This window comes from Kribbella sp. NPDC000426 (assembly GCF_040300265.1).
In the GTDB taxonomy this organism is placed as follows: domain Bacteria; phylum Actinomycetota; class Actinomycetes; order Propionibacteriales; family Kribbellaceae; genus Kribbella.
The window spans coordinates 887,923-904,488 of sequence record NZ_JBEPDK010000003.1; the positions used below are offsets into that span (position 1 = coordinate 887,923).

General features: G+C 66.7%; 16 protein-coding genes and 2 tRNA genes. 5 read left to right on the plus strand and 13 right to left on the minus strand.

All coding sequences use genetic code 11. The annotated features are described in order from the left end of the window. Positions 1 to 121 precede the first annotated feature (121 nt). Both ABT313_RS18150 and ABT313_RS18155 read left to right on the plus strand, forming a co-directional pair. Positions 122 to 496 (plus strand): YciI family protein, encoded by a 375-nt coding sequence (locus tag ABT313_RS18150; protein WP_350854525.1) that lies wholly within the window; start codon positions 122 to 124, stop codon positions 494 to 496. A gap of 205 nt (positions 497 to 701) precedes the next feature. Further along, entirely contained in the window at positions 702 to 1,304 is a 603-nt protein-coding gene (locus ABT313_RS18155; protein WP_350854528.1) for a nucleotidyltransferase domain-containing protein, read from the plus strand. A 469-nt stretch (positions 1,305 to 1,773) separates the two neighbouring features. Here the strand turns inward: ABT313_RS18155 and ABT313_RS18160 are convergent, their stop codons facing one another. The 7 genes from ABT313_RS18160 to gyrB form a co-directional block, all read right to left on the minus strand. Next, positions 1,774 to 2,094, minus strand: a complete 321-nt coding sequence (locus ABT313_RS18160; RefSeq protein ID WP_350854531.1) for a hypothetical protein — start codon at positions 2,092 to 2,094, stop codon at positions 1,774 to 1,776. 162 nt (positions 2,095 to 2,256) lie between these two features. After that, positions 2,257 to 2,332, minus strand: a tRNA-Ala gene (locus ABT313_RS18165). A gap of 10 nt (positions 2,333 to 2,342) precedes the next feature. Then, positions 2,343 to 2,474, minus strand: a complete 132-nt coding sequence (locus ABT313_RS18170; protein WP_233714837.1) for a DLW-39 family protein — start codon at positions 2,472 to 2,474, stop codon at positions 2,343 to 2,345. Between the two features lie 39 nt (positions 2,475 to 2,513). Beyond that, positions 2,514 to 2,587, minus strand: a tRNA-Ile gene (locus tag ABT313_RS18175). A 97-nt stretch (positions 2,588 to 2,684) separates the two neighbouring features. Further along, positions 2,685 to 3,188: a DUF3566 domain-containing protein gene (locus ABT313_RS18180; RefSeq protein ID WP_350854534.1), complete on the minus strand. Its 504-nt coding sequence runs from the start codon at positions 3,186 to 3,188 to the stop codon at positions 2,685 to 2,687. 359 nt (positions 3,189 to 3,547) lie between these two features. Further along, positions 3,548 to 6,196, minus strand: a complete 2,649-nt coding sequence (gene gyrA / locus ABT313_RS18185) for a DNA gyrase subunit A (protein WP_350854537.1) — start codon at positions 6,194 to 6,196, stop codon at positions 3,548 to 3,550. Positions 6,197 to 6,238: 42 nt separating this feature from the next. Further along, positions 6,239 to 8,320 (minus strand): DNA topoisomerase (ATP-hydrolyzing) subunit B, encoded by a 2,082-nt coding sequence (gene gyrB, locus ABT313_RS18190; RefSeq protein WP_502883994.1) that lies wholly within the window; start codon positions 8,318 to 8,320, stop codon positions 6,239 to 6,241. A 326-nt stretch (positions 8,321 to 8,646) separates the two neighbouring features. Between gyrB and ABT313_RS18195 the strand changes: the two genes are divergently transcribed. The 3 genes from ABT313_RS18195 to ABT313_RS18205 are packed head-to-tail and all read left to right on the plus strand — an operon-like array spanning position 8,647 to position 10,435. Further along, positions 8,647 to 9,282 (plus strand): hypothetical protein, encoded by a 636-nt coding sequence (locus tag ABT313_RS18195; RefSeq protein ID WP_350854542.1) that lies wholly within the window; start codon positions 8,647 to 8,649, stop codon positions 9,280 to 9,282. After that, positions 9,279 to 9,881 carry a hypothetical protein gene (locus ABT313_RS18200; RefSeq protein ID WP_350854545.1) on the plus strand — a complete coding sequence of 201 codons (603 nt, stop codon included), beginning with the start codon at positions 9,279 to 9,281 and terminating at the stop codon, positions 9,879 to 9,881. Before ABT313_RS18195 ends, ABT313_RS18200 begins: the two co-directional genes overlap by 4 nt. Beyond that, positions 9,878 to 10,435, plus strand: a complete 558-nt coding sequence (locus ABT313_RS18205) for a hypothetical protein (RefSeq protein ID WP_350854549.1) — start codon at positions 9,878 to 9,880, stop codon at positions 10,433 to 10,435. The genes ABT313_RS18200 and ABT313_RS18205 overlap by 4 nt, the downstream gene beginning before the upstream one ends. Before the next feature lie 6 nt (positions 10,436 to 10,441). Here the strand turns inward: ABT313_RS18205 and ABT313_RS18210 are convergent, their stop codons facing one another. The 6 genes from ABT313_RS18210 to dnaN form a co-directional block, all read right to left on the minus strand. Then, positions 10,442 to 11,782, minus strand: coding sequence for a hypothetical protein (locus ABT313_RS18210; protein WP_350854551.1), 1,341 nt, complete (start codon positions 11,780 to 11,782; stop codon positions 10,442 to 10,444). A gap of 110 nt (positions 11,783 to 11,892) precedes the next feature. Beyond that, positions 11,893 to 12,408, minus strand: a complete 516-nt coding sequence (locus ABT313_RS18215; RefSeq protein WP_350854554.1) for a hypothetical protein — start codon at positions 12,406 to 12,408, stop codon at positions 11,893 to 11,895. Between the two features lie 142 nt (positions 12,409 to 12,550). Beyond that, positions 12,551 to 13,114, minus strand: a complete 564-nt coding sequence (locus ABT313_RS18220) for a DciA family protein (RefSeq protein WP_350854557.1) — start codon at positions 13,112 to 13,114, stop codon at positions 12,551 to 12,553. Further along, positions 13,107 to 14,246, minus strand: coding sequence for a DNA replication/repair protein RecF (gene recF / locus ABT313_RS18225; RefSeq protein ID WP_350854559.1), 1,140 nt, complete (start codon positions 14,244 to 14,246; stop codon positions 13,107 to 13,109). The genes ABT313_RS18220 and recF overlap by 8 nt, the downstream gene beginning before the upstream one ends. 1 nt (position 14,247) lies before the next feature. After that, complete coding sequence (gene gnd, locus ABT313_RS18230) at positions 14,248 to 15,171, minus strand: phosphogluconate dehydrogenase (NAD(+)-dependent, decarboxylating) (protein WP_350854562.1); 924 nt, start codon at positions 15,169 to 15,171, stop codon at positions 14,248 to 14,250. Positions 15,172 to 15,196: 25 nt separating this feature from the next. After that, positions 15,197 to 16,342, minus strand: coding sequence for a DNA polymerase III subunit beta (gene dnaN / locus ABT313_RS18235; RefSeq protein ID WP_350854565.1), 1,146 nt, complete (start codon positions 16,340 to 16,342; stop codon positions 15,197 to 15,199). Positions 16,343 to 16,566 lie beyond the last annotated feature (224 nt).

Consider the following 16,566-nt stretch of genomic DNA (forward strand, 5'->3'; position numbering starts at 1 on the left):
CGTCGGGGCAACGCATTTCCCGGAGCGGGTTTCTGGTGGCATACCGTCGGATCCGAGGGAAGCCGTTCGTAGTAGAAGCGAGAGGCGGTCGGAGCGGCCGCCAGGACAGAGGAGTCGTGGGATGACGGAGTACTTGATCTCGTTCAATGACGGCGCGATGGACCACATCCCCGCCGAGGACTGGCCCGCGGTCGGCGAGGCCTCGCACGAGGTCGTCCGAGAGGCCGTGACCGCCGGCGTCTGGGTGTACGGCGGCGGCCTCGAACGCCAGCAGGCAACCCTCGTCGACCCCGACGGCCTCGTCACCGACGGCCCGTACCCGGAAACCAAGGAGGTCGTCGGCGGCTTCTCCGTCATCAACGTCCCCACCCGTGAGGAAGCCCTCAAGTGGGCCGCCAAAATCGCCGCAGCCTGCCGCTGCACCCAGGAAGTCCGCGAACTAATGCCCGACGAGGAAACCGACACCTTCATCCGCGAAACAACCAACCGCACCTGACAACGCCCGCTCAACCGGTTGACGGAGCAGACAGGGGATCGGGCCCGGCCCGGTCCCCCGGAGCGCCACGGAGTACCTCGACGGCCGAGTCGCACAGACCAACTCGCCGTACGGTAGATCGTCAGGCATGGGCTCGTTGGGGCACGTGGAGGGCACGAGATTCGAAGCTGCGGGTAGCGACCCGGTCTCCTGGAATGCTGACTGCATGGGCGACGAACTTGGCGTTTGGGAGCCGATGTCGCCGGAGACGGTGGCCGGGCTGTTTGGTCAACTCACGACCCCATGGTGGATCGCCGGTGGATATGCGATCGAACTGCTTGTGGGTCACACCCTTCGATCGCACGGCGACATCGATGTTCTCCTTCTGCGACGTGACCAGCAGAAGGTTCACGAGGTCCTGGATGGTTGGGACATCCAGGCTGCAGATCCCCCCGGTACCCTGCGGCCGTGGCACGTCGGAGAATGGCTACCGGTTGGGATACACGACATCTGGTGTCGGGAACATCCGGAGGGTCCGTGGCGGATCCAAATAATGCTGGACGAAGCCGACGGTGACGAATGGCGGTCTCGCCGCGACGCTCGCATACATCGACCGATCACATCACTGGGCCTATTCACCGACCACGGGATACCGGTCCTCAGGCCAGAGGTGCAGTTGTTCTACAAGTCCAAGCGCAAGATGGACAAGAACGAGATCGACTTCGCAGCCGCTCTCCCATTGCTGGGCTCAGATGCGCGGCGGTGGCTCGATGAGTCCTTGGCTATGACCGCGCCAAACCATCCGTGGCGTACGGCTCTGGTGATCTAGCGCGACTGTGAGCAGTCGTGGAGAACCATGCCCAACTGAGCAACGGCGAACTGTACCTGAAGGCCCCGAAGTCAGCTGCCGGTCGCCGGCGTCCACCCGGTGCACTTCCAGGTCTCCGGCACACCGGGAATCAGTTCACCGGCCGGCGACGGGTGCCAGCCTGCATGAGCTGATGGAGCAGCAGGCTTGCGGGCAGGTCGACATGGACGCGCTCGGGCACGCGGATCCTGAAGGGAGCAAGGGAGAGCGGCGGGGAATCACGCTCTGAGGTGCAGGAAGGTGATGGTGGAGACGAGGGGACTTGAACCCCTAACCCCTGCCTTGCAAAGGCGGTTGTGGAGCTCCCGCTAGTTTGAGCGTCGGATCGCTGAGCGTGGGTCCGGCTGGTTCAACCCCATGAGTGACCGGTCGGGCCCATTGGTGCGCCCTCGTTAGGGCACGCGGGGGGCACGCCGCCTGCTCTGGCTGGTCAATCGAGCGGCGGCCGGTCGAGCAATTCAACGAAGGCGATGCGTTCATCGACAACGTCGAGGATCAGATAGCCGTCCCACCCGGGCCGCCCAGCCTGGGGGGACCAATTGCGGTGTCGGTCCGCCGGGTAGGCCCCCTCGGGCGCCGGTTCTGTGTAGAAGCTCTGACAGAAGTCGTCGCCACAGGGACACGTCGCAAAGATGCGCAGCTCGTCTACTTGACTCGCTAGTCCGATCTCGTTGTCGCGAGCGAGCGCATCTCTGAGTTGACCGGCGAGTATCGGCCACCGATCGATGAGCCTGGGCGGATCAAATTCCATACGGGAGGCTACCGCTGACAGGCTCAACGCCCGGCTGCAGGAGGCTCGCCCGAAGACTGGAGACGATGCGTTAGGGCACGCGGAGGGCACGCCGCCTCTGAACGCGGCGGGGGAGGACGGTGGCGTGAGCCGAGAATTGCGCTCTGAACTGCAGGAAGGTGATGGTGGAGACGAGGGGACTTGAACCCCTAACCCCTGCCTTGCAAAGGCAGTGCTCTGCCAGTTGAGCTACGCCCCCGTGAGGGTGGTCAGCGACCCGGGGTTACCGAGTCGACGGCTTCGGCCCAGAGGTCCTTGTCGGCGCGGGACTGCTGGGTCTTCTTGTAGGCGAAGTATCCACCGATGCCGGCCAGCAGCACCAGCAGGAGCTTCTTCAGCACTGGGACTCCTCGGATCGGGACTTCGAAAATACGTGCGGGTGGGCCTAACTGGACTTGAACCAGTGACCTCTGCCTTATCAGGGCAGCGCTCTAACCGTCTGAGCTATAGGCCCGCGTACTGCGGTGTCGAACCCGGGAGAGATTACCGCACCAAGTGCCCTACTCCCAAACCGGTTCCGGCCGGACCCAGCGAGGGCCCGGCCGGAGAAATCAGTCCTCCGACGCCAGCGTGACTTCGAGGCCGCCGAGCAGCGTAGCGGCGATGTTGTACAGGAAGGATCCGAGCGTCGCGAGCGCCGTGATGATGAGCACGTCGGCGCAGGCCAGCAGCGTCGTGAAGCCCATCACCTTGCCGGTGTTGATGTAGTTCTCGACCCGGAACGGCTCGGCGGTCGGCGTACCCAGCACCTCTTGCACGGTGCTGTTGATGTTGTCGAAAACACCCGCCGCACCGATCGCGGACCAGATGATGAACACCGCGACCCAGGTGACGATCCCGAAGGCGATCGACAGCAGGAACGCCGTCTTCATCACCGACCACGGGTCGATCCGGGACATCCGCAGCCGCGCCTTGCGGGTCTGCGGCCGGCTGGAGGCCTTGGCGTCCTTCTCGGCGAGCCGCGCCTGCCTGGCCTCTTCCCGGTCGTTCTTCTCCGGCTTGGCCGCAGTCACCGCGGCGGCCTTGTCGAGCACCGCCTGACGCGCAGCGCTCACCCGGTCACCGAACGACTCGGTCTTCGCCCCCGGCGCCTCGTACGGCGAGCTCGCCGCGGGGGCCGCCGTACCCGGGGGAGACCAGGGCTCGGGCCGACCCGGAGTGCTGGGCGCCGGCTGCTGCGGACGCGCCGGCGCACCGGGGCCGGAAGTGGCCGGCCGCGGCTGCGGACGGTACTCCGAGGAGGACGGGCGCTGGCCGTTCTGAGGCCTCGGCTGCCCGCCTGGCGCTCCATTGGAACGACCGTTGGAGGCCGGGTTGGCCGGGGCGGCAGACGGCTTCCCACCCGGCGCGGTGCGCTGGGACTTGGAGCTGTCGGCCGCACCTTCAGGCCATGTCGGCCTCGCGCGGTTGGTCATCAGTCACCCTCCTGGCCGGCTTCGTCGCCTTCGACGTTAGCCGCGCCGTCCACGTCCGTCGAACGTTCGTCATCATTCTGGACGCTCTCAGAGGTGGATTCGGTTGTCGATCCGTCCACATTCTGGGCACCAACTGCCTCTGTACCCTCTTCGGACTCCTCCGAAGCCACGGCCAGATCGGTGTTCCGGGCGATGGCGACGACCGCGTCGGACTCGCCGACCCCGGCGAACCGGACACCCATCGTGTCGCGGCCCTTGACCGGCACGCTGTCGACCCGGCTGCGGACGACCTGTCCGCTGGCCTTGATCGCCAGCACCTGGTCCTCCTCGACGACGATGATCGCGCCGACCAGCGAACCGCGCTCGTCGTTCAGCTTCACCGCCTTGATCCCGAGCCCGCCGCGACCCTGCTGCCGGTACTCCGACACCCGCGACCGCTTGGCGTACCCGGCATCGGTCACCGTGAAGACGAACTGCGAGTCCTCCTCGGACCCGGCCCGGATCACCGACATCGACAGCAACTCGTCACCGGAGCGGAACTTCATGCCGGTGACACCGGAGGTGGCCCGGCCCATCGGCCGCAGCTGCTCGTCGTTCGCGGTGAAGCGGATCGACTGCCCCTTGCGGGACACCAGCAGCAGGTCGTCCTCGGCGGTCGCCAGGTCGGCGCCGATCAGCTCGTCGTCCTCCTCGCGGAAGTTGACCGCGATGATGCCGCTCTGCCGCGCCGAGTCGTAGTCGCGCAGCGCGGTCTTCTTCACGAGACCGCGCTTGGTCGCGAGCACGAGGTACTCCGACTGGTCGTAGTCCCGCAGCGTCAGCACCTGCGCGATCTCCTCGTCCGGCTGGAACGAGAGCAGGCCGGCGACGTGCGAGCCCTTCGCGTCCCGGGCGGACTCGGGCAGCTGCCACACCTTGGCGCGGTAGACCCGGCCCTTGGTGGTGAAGAACAGCATCCAGTGGTGGTTCGTGGTGGCGAAGAAGTGGCTGATCTCGTCCTCGGCCCGCAACTGAGCGCCTCGGACACCCTTGCCGCCGCGGTTCTGCGTCCGGTACAGGTCGGTCTTGGTGCGCTTCGCGTAGCCGCCGCGGGTGATCGTGACGACCACGTCCTCGTCCGGCACCAGGTCCTGCACGGACAGGTCGCCGTCGGCCGCGATGATCTCGGTACGCCGCTCGTCGCCGTACCGCTCGACGATCTCGCCGAGCTCGTCCTTGACGATCGTGCGCTGCCGCTCCGGGCTGGCGAGGATGTCCTCGAGGTCGGCGATGATCGCCTCGAGCTCCTGCAACCGCTCGATGATCTTCTGCCGCTCCAGGGCGGCCAGCCGGCGCAGCTGCATGTCCAGGATCGCCTGCGCCTGGATCTCGTCGATGTCGAGCAGCTGCATCAACCCGGTCCGCGCCTCGTCGACGTCGGGGCTGCGCCGGATCAGCGCGATGACCTCGTCGAGCGCGTCCAGCGCCTTCACGTACCCGCGGTAGATGTGCGCGTTCTTCTCAGCCTCGCGCAGACGGAAGCGGGTCCGCCGCTGGATGACCTCGATCTGGTGGTCGATCCAGTGCTTGATGAACAGGTCGACGCTCAGCGTCCGCGGTACGCCGTCCACGAGCGCGAGCATGTTGCAGCCGAAGGTGTCCTGCAGCGGCGTGTGCTTGTAGAGGTTGTTCAGTACGACGCGGGGCTGGGCGTCACGCTTCAGTACGACGACCAGCCGCTGCCCGGTCCGCGACGAGCTGTCGTCGCGGATGTCGGCGATGCCGTTGATCTTGCCGGTGTTGACCAGCTCGGCGATCTTCAGCGCCAGGTTGTCCGGGTTGACCATGTACGGCAGCTCGGTGACGACCAGGCTGGTACGGCCCTTCGCGTCCTCCTCGATGTCCACGACCGCGCGCATCGTGACCGAACCGCGGCCGGTGCGGTACGCGTCGTCGATGCCCTTGTAGCCGACGATCAGCGCGCCGTTCGGGAAGTCCGGGCCCTTGATGTTCTGCAGGCAGGCCTCGAGCAGCTCCTCGCGGGTCGCGTCCGGGTGCTCCAGCGCCCAGTCGACCGCGGCCGCGACCTCACGCAGGTTGTGCGGCGGGATGTTGGTCGCCATCCCGACCGCGATCCCGGACGAGCCGTTGACCAGCAGGTTCGGGAAGCGGGCCGGCAGGATCACCGGCTCCTGCGACTTGCCGTCGTAGTTCGGGCGGAAGTCGACCGTGTCCTGGTCGATGTCGCGGACCATCTCCATCGCCAGCGGCGCCATCCGGCACTCGGTGTACCGCATCGCGGCCGCCGGGTCGTTGCCCGGGGAACCGAAGTTGCCCTGGCCCTGGATCAGCGGCGCACGCATGACCCACGGCTGCGCGAGCCGGACCAGGGTGTCGTAGATCGCCGAGTCGCCGTGCGGGTGGTACTGACCCATGACGTCACCGACGACGCGCGAGCACTTGTTGAACCCGCGGTCCGGCCGGTAACCGCCGTCGTACATCGCGTAGAGGATGCGGCGGTGCACCGGCTTGAGGCCGTCGCGGACCTCGGGCAGCGCGCGGCCGACGATGACCGCCATCGCGTAGTCGAGGTACGACTGCTGCATCTCGGTCTGCAGGTCGAGCGGCTCGACCCGGTCGTGGCCGGGCGAGGTGGGGGTCTCGGTCATGAATAAGTCCCGTTCAGATCAGTACGTCGGAGGGCAGCAAGATCAGATGTCGAGGAAGCGGACGTCCTTGGCGTTGCGCTGGATGAAGCTGCGCCGCGCCTCGATGTCGTCGCCCATCAGCGTCTGGAACGTCTCGTCGGCGCGGATCGCGTCGTCGAGGGTGATCTGCAGCAACACCCGGTTGGCCGGGTCCATCGTCGTGTCCCACAGCTCGTTCGCGTTCATCTCGCCCAGACCCTTGTAGCGCTGGATCGGGTTCTCCTTCGGCAGCTTCTTGCCGGCCTCGGCGCCGGCCTCGAGCAGGCCGTCCCGCTCGCGGTCGGTGTAGGCCAGCTCGTGCGGCTGGTTGCTCCAGCGGATCTTGTACAGCGGCGGCTGCGCGGCGTACACGTGCCCGCGCTCGATCAGCGGCCGCATGAACCGGAACAGCAGCGTCAGCAGCAGGGTCCGGATGTGCTGGCCGTCGACGTCGGCGTCGGCCATGATCACGATCTTGTGGTACCGGAGCTTGTCCTCGTCGAAGTCCTCGTGGATGCCGGTGCCCAGCGCGGAGATGATCGCCTGGACCTCGTTGTTCTGCAGGACCTTGTCGATCCGGGCCTTCTCGACGTTCAGGATCTTGCCGCGGATCGGCAGGATGGCCTGGAACTTCGGGTCCCGGCCGCCCTTCGCGGAGCCGCCCGCCGAGTCACCCTCGACGATGTAGACCTCGCACTCCTCCGGGTTGGTCGACTGACAGTCGGCCAGCTTGCCCGGTAGACCGCCGCCACCGAGCAGACCCTTGCGGTTGCGGGCCAGGTCGCGGGCCTTGCGGGCCGCGATCCGGGCGCTCGCCGCGGCGGACGCCTTGCGGATGATCTCGCGGCCCTCGGCCGGGTTCTGCTCGAACCAGGCGCCGAGCTTGTCGTTGACGACCCGCTGGACGAAACCCTTGACCTCGGTGTTGCCGAGCTTGGTCTTGGTCTGGCCCTCGAACTGCGGCTCGGCGAGCTTGACCGAGATGATCGCGGTCAGGCCTTCACGGATGTCGTCACCGGTGAGCCTGTCCTCTTTCTTCTTGATCATGCCCTGGTCCTCGCCGAAGCCGTTGACCAGCGAGGTGAGCGCGGCCCGGAAGCCCTCTTCGTGGGTGCCGCCCTCGTGGGTGTTGATCGCGTTCGCGAACGTGTGCACGGACTCCTGGAACGAGCCGCTCCACTGCAGCGCGACCTCGAGGCTCATCGTGTCGTCGGCGGTGGCCGCCTCGAACGAGATCACGTCGCGGTGCACGGTCTCGCGGATGCCGGTCAGGTACTTCACGTAGTCGACCAGGCCGTCGGCGTACCGGAACGACTGCTCGAGGGGCTGACCGTTCTCGTCGAGGTGGTCCGGGCGCTCGTCGCGGATGACCAGCTCGAGGCCCTTGTTCAGGAAGGCGTACTCGCGGAAGCGGGTGGCCAGCGTCTCGTAGGAGTACGTCGTGGTCTCGAAGACGTCGGGGCTGGCCCAGAAGGTGATCGTCGTACCGTCGCGGTCGGACGTGCCGATCTCGGCCAGGTCGGCGTCCGGGTTGCCCATCGTGAACGTCTGCATGTAGAGCTTGCCGTTCTTGTGCACGTCGACCCGGAGCTTGGTGGACAGTGCGTTCACCACCGAGACGCCGACGCCGTGCAGACCGCCGGACACCTTGTACCCGCCGCCGCCGAACTTGCCGCCGGCGTGCAGCACGGTCAGGACGACCGTGACGGCCGGCTTGCCCTCGGACTCGACGATGTCGACCGGGATACCGCGGCCGAAGTCCTCGACCCGGACGCCGCCGTCGGCCATCAGCGTGACGACGATACGGTCGCCGTACCCGGCCATCGCCTCGTCGACCGCGTTGTCGACCACCTCGGTGACGAGATGGTGCAGGCCGCGTTCGCCGGTGGACCCGATGTACATACCCGGGCGCTTGCGGACCGCGTCCAGTCCTTCCAGGACCTGGATCGCGCTCGCGTCGTATTCACGCTCGACGATCGACGAGGGAATCTCGTCCAGGTCGGCTACGGGGATGCCGATGGGGTCGGCGGACTGGTTGGCGTCGATCTCGATCGGCTCGTCGGTCACCGGTGGTTGTCCTCCTCGGACCCCGCGTTCGCGAGGCATCGCGGCACAGTAGAGCCGCCCTCTACGGTGGTAGTAGAGGCGCGGCTCGCCCTACGTCGTCCATTCTACCTGTCGACCGAAGCAGAACCTGCCACCAGCCGCCCGAAACTCGCATCAGGGCGTCTTTTCTCCCTCATCTCCATGTCCCCTCTCGCGGGTGGGGGTCAGAAAAGCGCTCACGGCCGCTCAGTGGCCTTCGGGCGTTTCGTGACTGACCGTTCCGGCACCGACCGGTCCAGACCGCTCGACCGGCTCCGGACAGGGGTCCGGCGTCCCGCGGGCAAGCGGTGCCCGGCGCGCACCCACGGCCCCTTAGGATCGCTGCCGTGGAAAGTCTCGACGAGGTCATCGATGCGATGATCGCCGACCGGGTGATTCACCGGCACCGGCGAATCTGGCTGCTGGTGATCGCCCTCGTCGTGGTCGCCGTCCTGGTCGTCCTCGCCACCGGCGGCTGGAAAGAGAAGAAAGGCCGCACGGTCCCCACCCTCACCGCCCCGACGACGGTCACAGCGGGCAGGTACGAGTTCAGCTTCACGAAGGCCGAGATCGTCCGGACACCGAAGACGGAGTACGACGAGGCCGAGTCGAAGGTGAAGCTCTACTTCGACGCCAAGAACATCGACACCGAAGAGCATGAGAGCGACATCCCGGGCAGCAAGCTTCTGGTTCTGGTTCCGGGCGGCGGAGCGGACACGATCGAGAGTGACGGCATCACCTGTCGCGGCGAGATCAGCTGGGTGCTCGTCTACGGCCTTCCGCCGGAGAGCTGCTCCACAACCTTCAAGGTCGACCCCGACTTCGCTGCCAAGACCATAGAAATCGGTGTTCTCGGCGAGTCGTACGAAGCCGTCAGCGGCGTGTTCGGCGCCAACGACAACGAGTTCTGGCAGGCCGAGGCACCGGTCGCGGTCGTGCGGCTGGACCCGGCAGTGGTCGTTGACGACGGGGGCAGTAAGTGAAGCTCTACCGCCCCGCGACCATCCTCGTCGGCGTGCTCTTCGTGCTGCTCGGCGGTGTGACTCGGCTAGCAGCGCCCGACCAGGTGTACGACGAGCAGAACATCAAGGTGGTCCATGGCACGATCGGTCAGGCTCTGGACTACACCGGCAGCGGATCGACGATGAAGATCACCCGGATCAAGTTCGCCCGCGCGGTGATCGACAGCAGCGACACGGACAAGAAGCCGCTGGAAACCAACGGCATCTACGTCGCGATCGAGTGGGACGCCGTCCGTGGCGCGAAGAAGCCGGACAACATCAACGCCACCCTGACGGCCGACGGCGGCAGCGTATACAAGCCGGTCGAAGGACTGTCCAACAGCGGAATCGACTTCCCGGACGCAGGCTTCGCCAAGACCGGCACCGTCGTGTTCGAGCTCAACCCGGCGGACATCACCAACCTCACCCTGAGGCTGAAGCCGACCATGATCTTCAATTACTACAACTCCGACATCGAGGTCGATCTCGGAATCCCGACCGATGCCATCGCCCAGCAGATGATCGACGCCGCGGCCCCGCAGTACATCGTCGACAACTCGGTCACCCGGGTGGCGTCGTGAAGCTCGCGGGCCGGGCATCCCGGCTGACCGTTCAGGTCTCGCTGCTGGTGGCGCTGCTGGCCGGCGCAACGATCATCCTGCTGCGGCCCTATCTGACCGACACGGAGCGAATCTACGAAGAGGGCCGGATCGACCAGGTCATCGGCCAGGGACCGGTGACGATCGCGCACGTCGAGTGGAAGCTCGACTCGCTGAAGGTCTACACCACGATCCTCGACAAGGACGGCGAAGCGATCGACCTCGCCGGGCCGGCCGGATCCACGATCGTCGTGGCCACGCTGACAGTGACTCCGCGCGAAGGGCTGTTCCTCAAGGACAAGGGCTTCACCTGCGACGCGACGCTGCGGGACAATCACGGCAACACGTGGGACACCGAGCAGCCGTTCGACTACCCGTTGGCGACGTACTGCGGCGACGACGACCACCCGTTCACCATGGACAAGCCGCAACAGATCGCAAAGGTCTACGTGGTGCCGAAGTCCGCCGTACCCAATCTGACCGGCGTGACCGTCGAGGACTTCATCGATCACCGTCGGGTGCTGATCACGCCCTGAGGCCGGTCAGACGGTGACGGGGGCCGGCTGCTCGGTTTCCTTCTCCTCGGGCTTCGCGGCAGCGGCTGTCTCGTTGCGCCGCTGGATGCCGACGGAGATGCACAGGTCGAACGCTGCCGCCAGGAGCGCGATGCGCAGCGGCTCGAAGATGAGCCGCTCGATCATGCTCGAGATCTCCTGGTTCATCAGGCCCCAGTAGCCGCCGTGGATGCCGATCAGTCGCTGGACCAGGACGAACGCCCAGTCGTCGGCGAGCACCCACAGCGTGTAGACCATGCAGACCACGCCGAGGAACACCGGGCCGACCCGGACCAGCAGCCGGAATGCGTTGATCGCCGGGTAGAACTTCTCACGCAGACCGCCGAGCACCAGATCCGGCGCCTTGTACGTCAGCTCGACGAACCGGCCCCGCTGCGGTCCTTCCTGCTCCGACTGGCCGCCGAGTCGTCGCTCGAGCCGTGTGCCGCGAAAGACACCGCCGCTGGAGAGCACCCGGTGGCCGAAGACGACCGTGGTGATAGCCAGCCAGGTCAGCGGCTCACCGACACCGAGCTTGAACAGCGGCCAGAGGGTGTCCCAGAAGAAGACCCAGAGGAACTCGATGCCGGCCGGCAGCGGGATGTGGATGCCGGCGAAGAAGTTCTTGAGGCCGTCCCACCAGTCCACCGACCAGTACCAGAAGGTCCGCTTCTGGAACCAGAGCTTGCCCTCGGCAATCGCGAACGGCGTGATGACGCAGGTCAGGAGCACGAAGAAGGCTTCGGCCCAGACCTGGGCGAACTTCACCGGCCGGTTCGGCCAGCGGTCGTCGACTGCCTGCAGCACGCGTCGCAGCACCAGCAGGATGACCAGCGCGGGGAGGTAGCTATGCCAGCTGTGGATACCCAGTTTGAAGAACTGCGAGCCGGCTTGCGTCCCGTTCTGCACCAGGTTCGTCGCCGAGAGCTGGTTGATCTGGTCGTCGAAGAAGCCCCACGCCGACCAGACCGCGACCAACGGCAGCAGCGTGATGGCGAGCAGCTCGAGCAGCCCGCGCTGCGTCGGGTCCGACGTCTCCTCGGCCTCGCTGCTCGCGGCATCCCGCCAGCGGTACAGCGACATCGCACAGGTCCGGATCATGCCGACAGAAGCGGTGATCTGCAGCAGCACCCCGACCGCGAAGAGACCGGTCCCCAGGCTCGAGTGCTGGTGCTTCCCCAGCCACATTGCGCCCTGCATGCACACGCTGAACCCGACGAAGCCTGCCGCCCACCAGGTGGTCATGGGCAACAAGTTCTTCCACCAGAGCCGGAAGGTGTCTCCGATCAGGTGGACCATCTCGCGAAAGCCGTCAACGAGCGTGCGCATCGCGCCCGATCCTAGGGGCTGCCCTGGTTCATCGCGACCTCGGCGTGGACGGAGGGCCATGTTGTTGGGCCAGAGGTGATGCCGGCGGGGAGCCGGCATCACCCGATCGGTCACCCCTGCGGCAGTACTTCACCGCCCTCGGGCAACGGTTCGAAATCCTTGCATGCCGTACATACGACATACGGGTTGTAGCGCCAACCTGTGCGATACCGCCAGGCGAGCGCGCTCGACTTGCCGAAGCCGTCGTAGTCATATTTCAGGTTCACCGCGTACAGACTCGCCTGTGTCGACCTGTAGACAATGAAGCGATCAAGGAAGTCCTTACACGCTGCACCTGGACCGACGGTCATGATCTCCGGCGCATCAAAGTAAGTGAGCACCTTGGTGTCGATGTCTTGGATCGCGTACGTGAACTGCGCCCGAGCGCTCAGCGAGTCAGCCTTCTGATCGCAGATTCTCTCGGACAGTTGGTTGAGCAAGGATCGATTCTGCCAGTAGCCCGCTCCACTGAGCCGGAGGGTGCTCGTGATCGTCCCGTAGAAGCTCGCTGGATGATCGAGGCTGGCTTGAGCGCTGGAAGTCGCAGACAGCATTGTTCCCAGAAGGCCGGTGATTCCCGCTGCCAAGGCCCAACCCCGGATTCTTCCTAGTCTCGTGGTCATTCCTCCCCTTTCCTGATGGATTGCCGACTAAGCCCCGCGAGCGTAGTTCGACGTTCAGTGATCCGCCAGGTACAACCCGTACAAGTGACCCCTACAAGCGACCTGGTCAGCCGTAGGTGTCGCGGGGGCCGCGGCCCCCTCGGATGGTTCGGGGGCCTTTGCGCCAGGAGGGGGTGTGGGGGCCTTGGACGTTGACGCGGGTGACGGTGCCTTCGCCTAGTTCGGTGTTGAGGCGGCGGACGAGGTCGGGGGCGAGGAGTTTGAGTTGGGTGGCCCAGGCGGTGGACGACGTACGGACGGTGAGGACGGTGTCCTCGTACGACTCGGGCTTGCAGTGTTCGGCCATCTCGGGGCCGACGATCGACGGCCAGCGGGCCATCACGCCGTGGACGGCGACGTCGACCTCCCAGCCCTGGTCGCGCATCAGGCGGCCGAGCGTGTTGGTCAGCTTCTGCGGGTCGCGGTCGTCGGGCCGGGCGCTGCTGATCTGGGCGCCGTCGATCCGCGGCCGGCGGCGGCGCTTGACCGGCATGATGCCGCCCTTGGCCGCCTGTTGCTTGAGCCGTCCGGCCAGCGACTTCGCCAGGTCGAGGCCCTGCTTGTCGTGTTCTTCCTCGCTCTCGAGGCCGCTCTCAGGGCCGCTCTCAGAGGAATCCGGGGGTTCAGCCACGCCGAACGACCCCCTCACCGACCTCGAACCGTGCACCGCTGAGCTCAGCGGGAACGTCAGCGCCGACAGCAGCGGTCACCAGCACCTGCTCGGCCGGCGCGACCAGCTCCGCCAGCCGGTCCCGCCGCTGAGTGTCGAGCTCGGCGAAAACATCGTCGAGGATCAGCACCGGTTCACCCCCGTCCGCACGGAGCAGTTCGTACGACGCCAGCCGCAGCGCGAGCGCGAACGACCAAGACTCACCGTGACTCGCGTACCCCTTCGCCGGCAAGTCCCCGAGCCCGAGTACGACGTCGTCGCGATGCGGACCCACCAACGAGACCCCGCGCTCGAGCTCGTCCCGCCGCTTCTCATGAACAGCCGCGAGCAGTACGTCGGCCAACTGCTCGCGCGACGTCACCCCCGGCTCGAGCAGCACCGACGACTTGTACTCCAGCCGCGCATCACCCTTGCCCCGGGCAACAGCGTCGTACGCGCTGGACACCAACGGGCGCAGGGATTCCAGTAGCTCCAACCGCGTCGCGAGCAGCTCGGATCCGACGCGCGCCAGGTTCGAGTCCCACACCTCGAGCGTCCGCAGCTGTCCTTCGGCGGCGCTTGTCCGGTTCTGTCGGCGGGCCTGCGACGCGCTCCGCAGCAGTGAGTTCCGTTGCTTCAGCACGCGGTCATAGTCCTGCCGTACGCCGGCCATCCGGGGCGACCGCAGCGTCAGCAACTCGTCCAGGAACCGGCGACGCTCCGACGGATCGCCCTTCACCAGGGCCAGATCCTCCGGCGCGAACAGCACCGTCCGCAGCAGCCCGAGCACTTCTCGCGGTCGCGGGACCGGCGATCGGTTGATCCGGGCCCGATTTGCCTTCCCAGGATTGATTTCAAGCTCGACGACCACATCGCGGTCGTACTGGCTGCGGATCTCGGTCCGCACGATCGCGCGGGTGGCGCCGGCCCGTACCAGCGGTGCGTCGTTCGCCACCCGATGCGAACCGAGGGTCGCGGTGTAGTGGATCGCCTCGACCAGGTTGGTCTTGCCGTGGCCGTTCGGCCCGACGAAGGCCGTCACGCCCGGGGTGAGCTCGACCTCCGCCTGCTGGTAGGACCGGAAGTCGAGCAGACCCAGGGCGGTGACGTACACCTCAGTGCTTGACCGGGGGCGTCGCGTACGACGGGTCCGCGGCCTCGGCGCCCTTCACCGCGTGACCGCCGAACTGGTTGCGCATCGCGGCGATCGCCTTCATCGCCGGCGAGTCGTCCTGCCGCGACGAGAACCGGGCGAACAGCGCGGCCGCGATGGCCGGCACCGGTACGGCGAGATCGATCGCGGCCTCGACGGTCCACCGGCCCTCGCCGGAGTCGTCGGCGTACCCGCGGATCTTCTCCAGGTGGTTGTCGTCCTCGAGCGCGTTCACCAGCAGGTCGAGCAGCCACGAGCGGATCACGGTGCCCTCGCGCCAGGACTGGAACGCCTCCGGCACGTTCTCCACGATGTCGGACGCCTCGAGCAGCTCGTACCCCTCGGCGTACGCCTGCATGATGCCGTACTCGATGCCGTTGTGGACCATCTTCGAGAAGTGGCCCGCGCCGACCTTGCCGGCGTGGACGAAACCGAACTCGCCCTCGGGCTTCAGCGCCTCGAAGATCGGCATCACGATGTCGACGGTGTCCTTGTCGCCGCCGCACATCAGGGCGTAGCCGTTCTCCAGGCCCCAGACGCCGCCGGACACACCGCAGTCGACGAACCGGATGTCCTTCTCGGCGAGCTGGGCGGCGCGACGGGTGTCGTCGGTCCAGCGGCTGTTGCCGCCGTCGATGACGATGTCGCCGGGGGAGAGCAGCTCGGCCAGCTCGGTGACGACCGGATCGATGGCCTGGACCGGCACCATCACCCAGACGACCTTCGGCTGGCCGTCGGCGGTGAGCTTGCCGACCATCTCTGCCAAGTCCTTGGCATCGGAGATGTTGGGGTTGTGGTCGAACCCGACCACAGTGTGGCCGGCGTTGCGAATCCGCTGGCGCATGTTGCCGCCCATCTTGCCGAGACCGACAAGGCCGAGCTCCATCTGAATCCCCTTGTTCTATTGGCTTTCAGCTGTTCAGGCGGACCGGCATCAGCACGTACCTGAACTCGCTGATCGGTTCGCCGTCGAAGTCCCTGACACCGGTCAGTTCGGCCGGCTTCGTCGCCTGCGTGAAGGCCAGGTGCGCCACCGGGGTGCCGATCGCGCCCAGACCGTCGAGCAGGTACGTCGGATTGAAGCCTACGGTCACCGGTTCGCCGACGACCCGCGCCTCGAGCGACTCCGAGGCCTGGGCCTCGTCACCGCTGCCGGCGTCGAGCGTCACGCTGTCCTCCTCGAAGGTCAGCCGGACGGGGGCGTTGCGCTCGGCGACCAGCGCGACCCGCTTGACCGCCTCGACCAGGGTCGCGGTGTCGATCCGCACCCGGGTCGCGATCGCTGCGTCGGTCGGGATGATGCCGCGGACCTTCGGGAACTCGCCGTCCAGCAGCCGGGTGGTGGCGCGCCGGTTGCCGCCGGACACCTCACCCTCGAAGCCGACGATGCCATCACCGGTGCCAGGAGCGGCCAGCGACACGATCACGTCGGAGCCGGTCATCGCCTTCGCGGTCTCGGACAGCACCCGGGCCGGCACCAGCGCGGCCGCGGACGCGTCGGGGGACTGCGGGTTCCACTCGAGTTCACGGATCGCGAGCCGGTAGCGGTCAGTGGCGAGCAGCGAGATCGTGGAGCCCTCGATCTCGACCCGGACACCGGTCAGCACCGGCAGCGTGTCCTCACGCCCGGCCGCGGTGACCACCTGGGAGACGGCCTGGGCGAAAACGTCGGCCTTGACCGTCCCGCTGGCGGCCGGAAGCTCGGGCAGAGCCGGATATTCCTCTGTAGGAAGCGTCTGGAGCGTGAACCGCGAACTGCCACAGGTGACCTGTGCTTTCGCGCCGTCCACAGCGACGTCCACGGGCTGGTTCGGAAGACTCTTGGAGATGTCGGCGACAAGCCGGCCGGAGATCAGGCACTTGCCGGAGTCGGCCACCTGCGCGGGCACAGTGACACGGACCGAGGTCTCGTAGTCGAAGCCGGACAGAGTGATCTGCCCGTCCTCGGCCTCGACCAGAAGGCCGGCAAGGATCGGAACGCTCGGACGACTGGGCAAACTGCGCGCGGCCCAGGCCACCGACTCGGCCAGTACGTCGCGCTCGACGCGAAACTTCACCGCTGGGTGCCTCCTGATTCGGCTGTGTGCCAGGCAGATCCTGCCACGGACAAAGGTGCTGTGCGCCCATCGGGCCTGACGTGGCGCTTCGGGCGGGTCGCGTCGGCGTCGTACTGAAGGTCGTACTGCGGGTCGTTACGGGAACAGCCTGACAGGTCGGTCCGATCGACGCGAGATCGGGGTTTTCCCCAGATCGGGCCGCCCGTTCGTTTTGTGGACTGGGA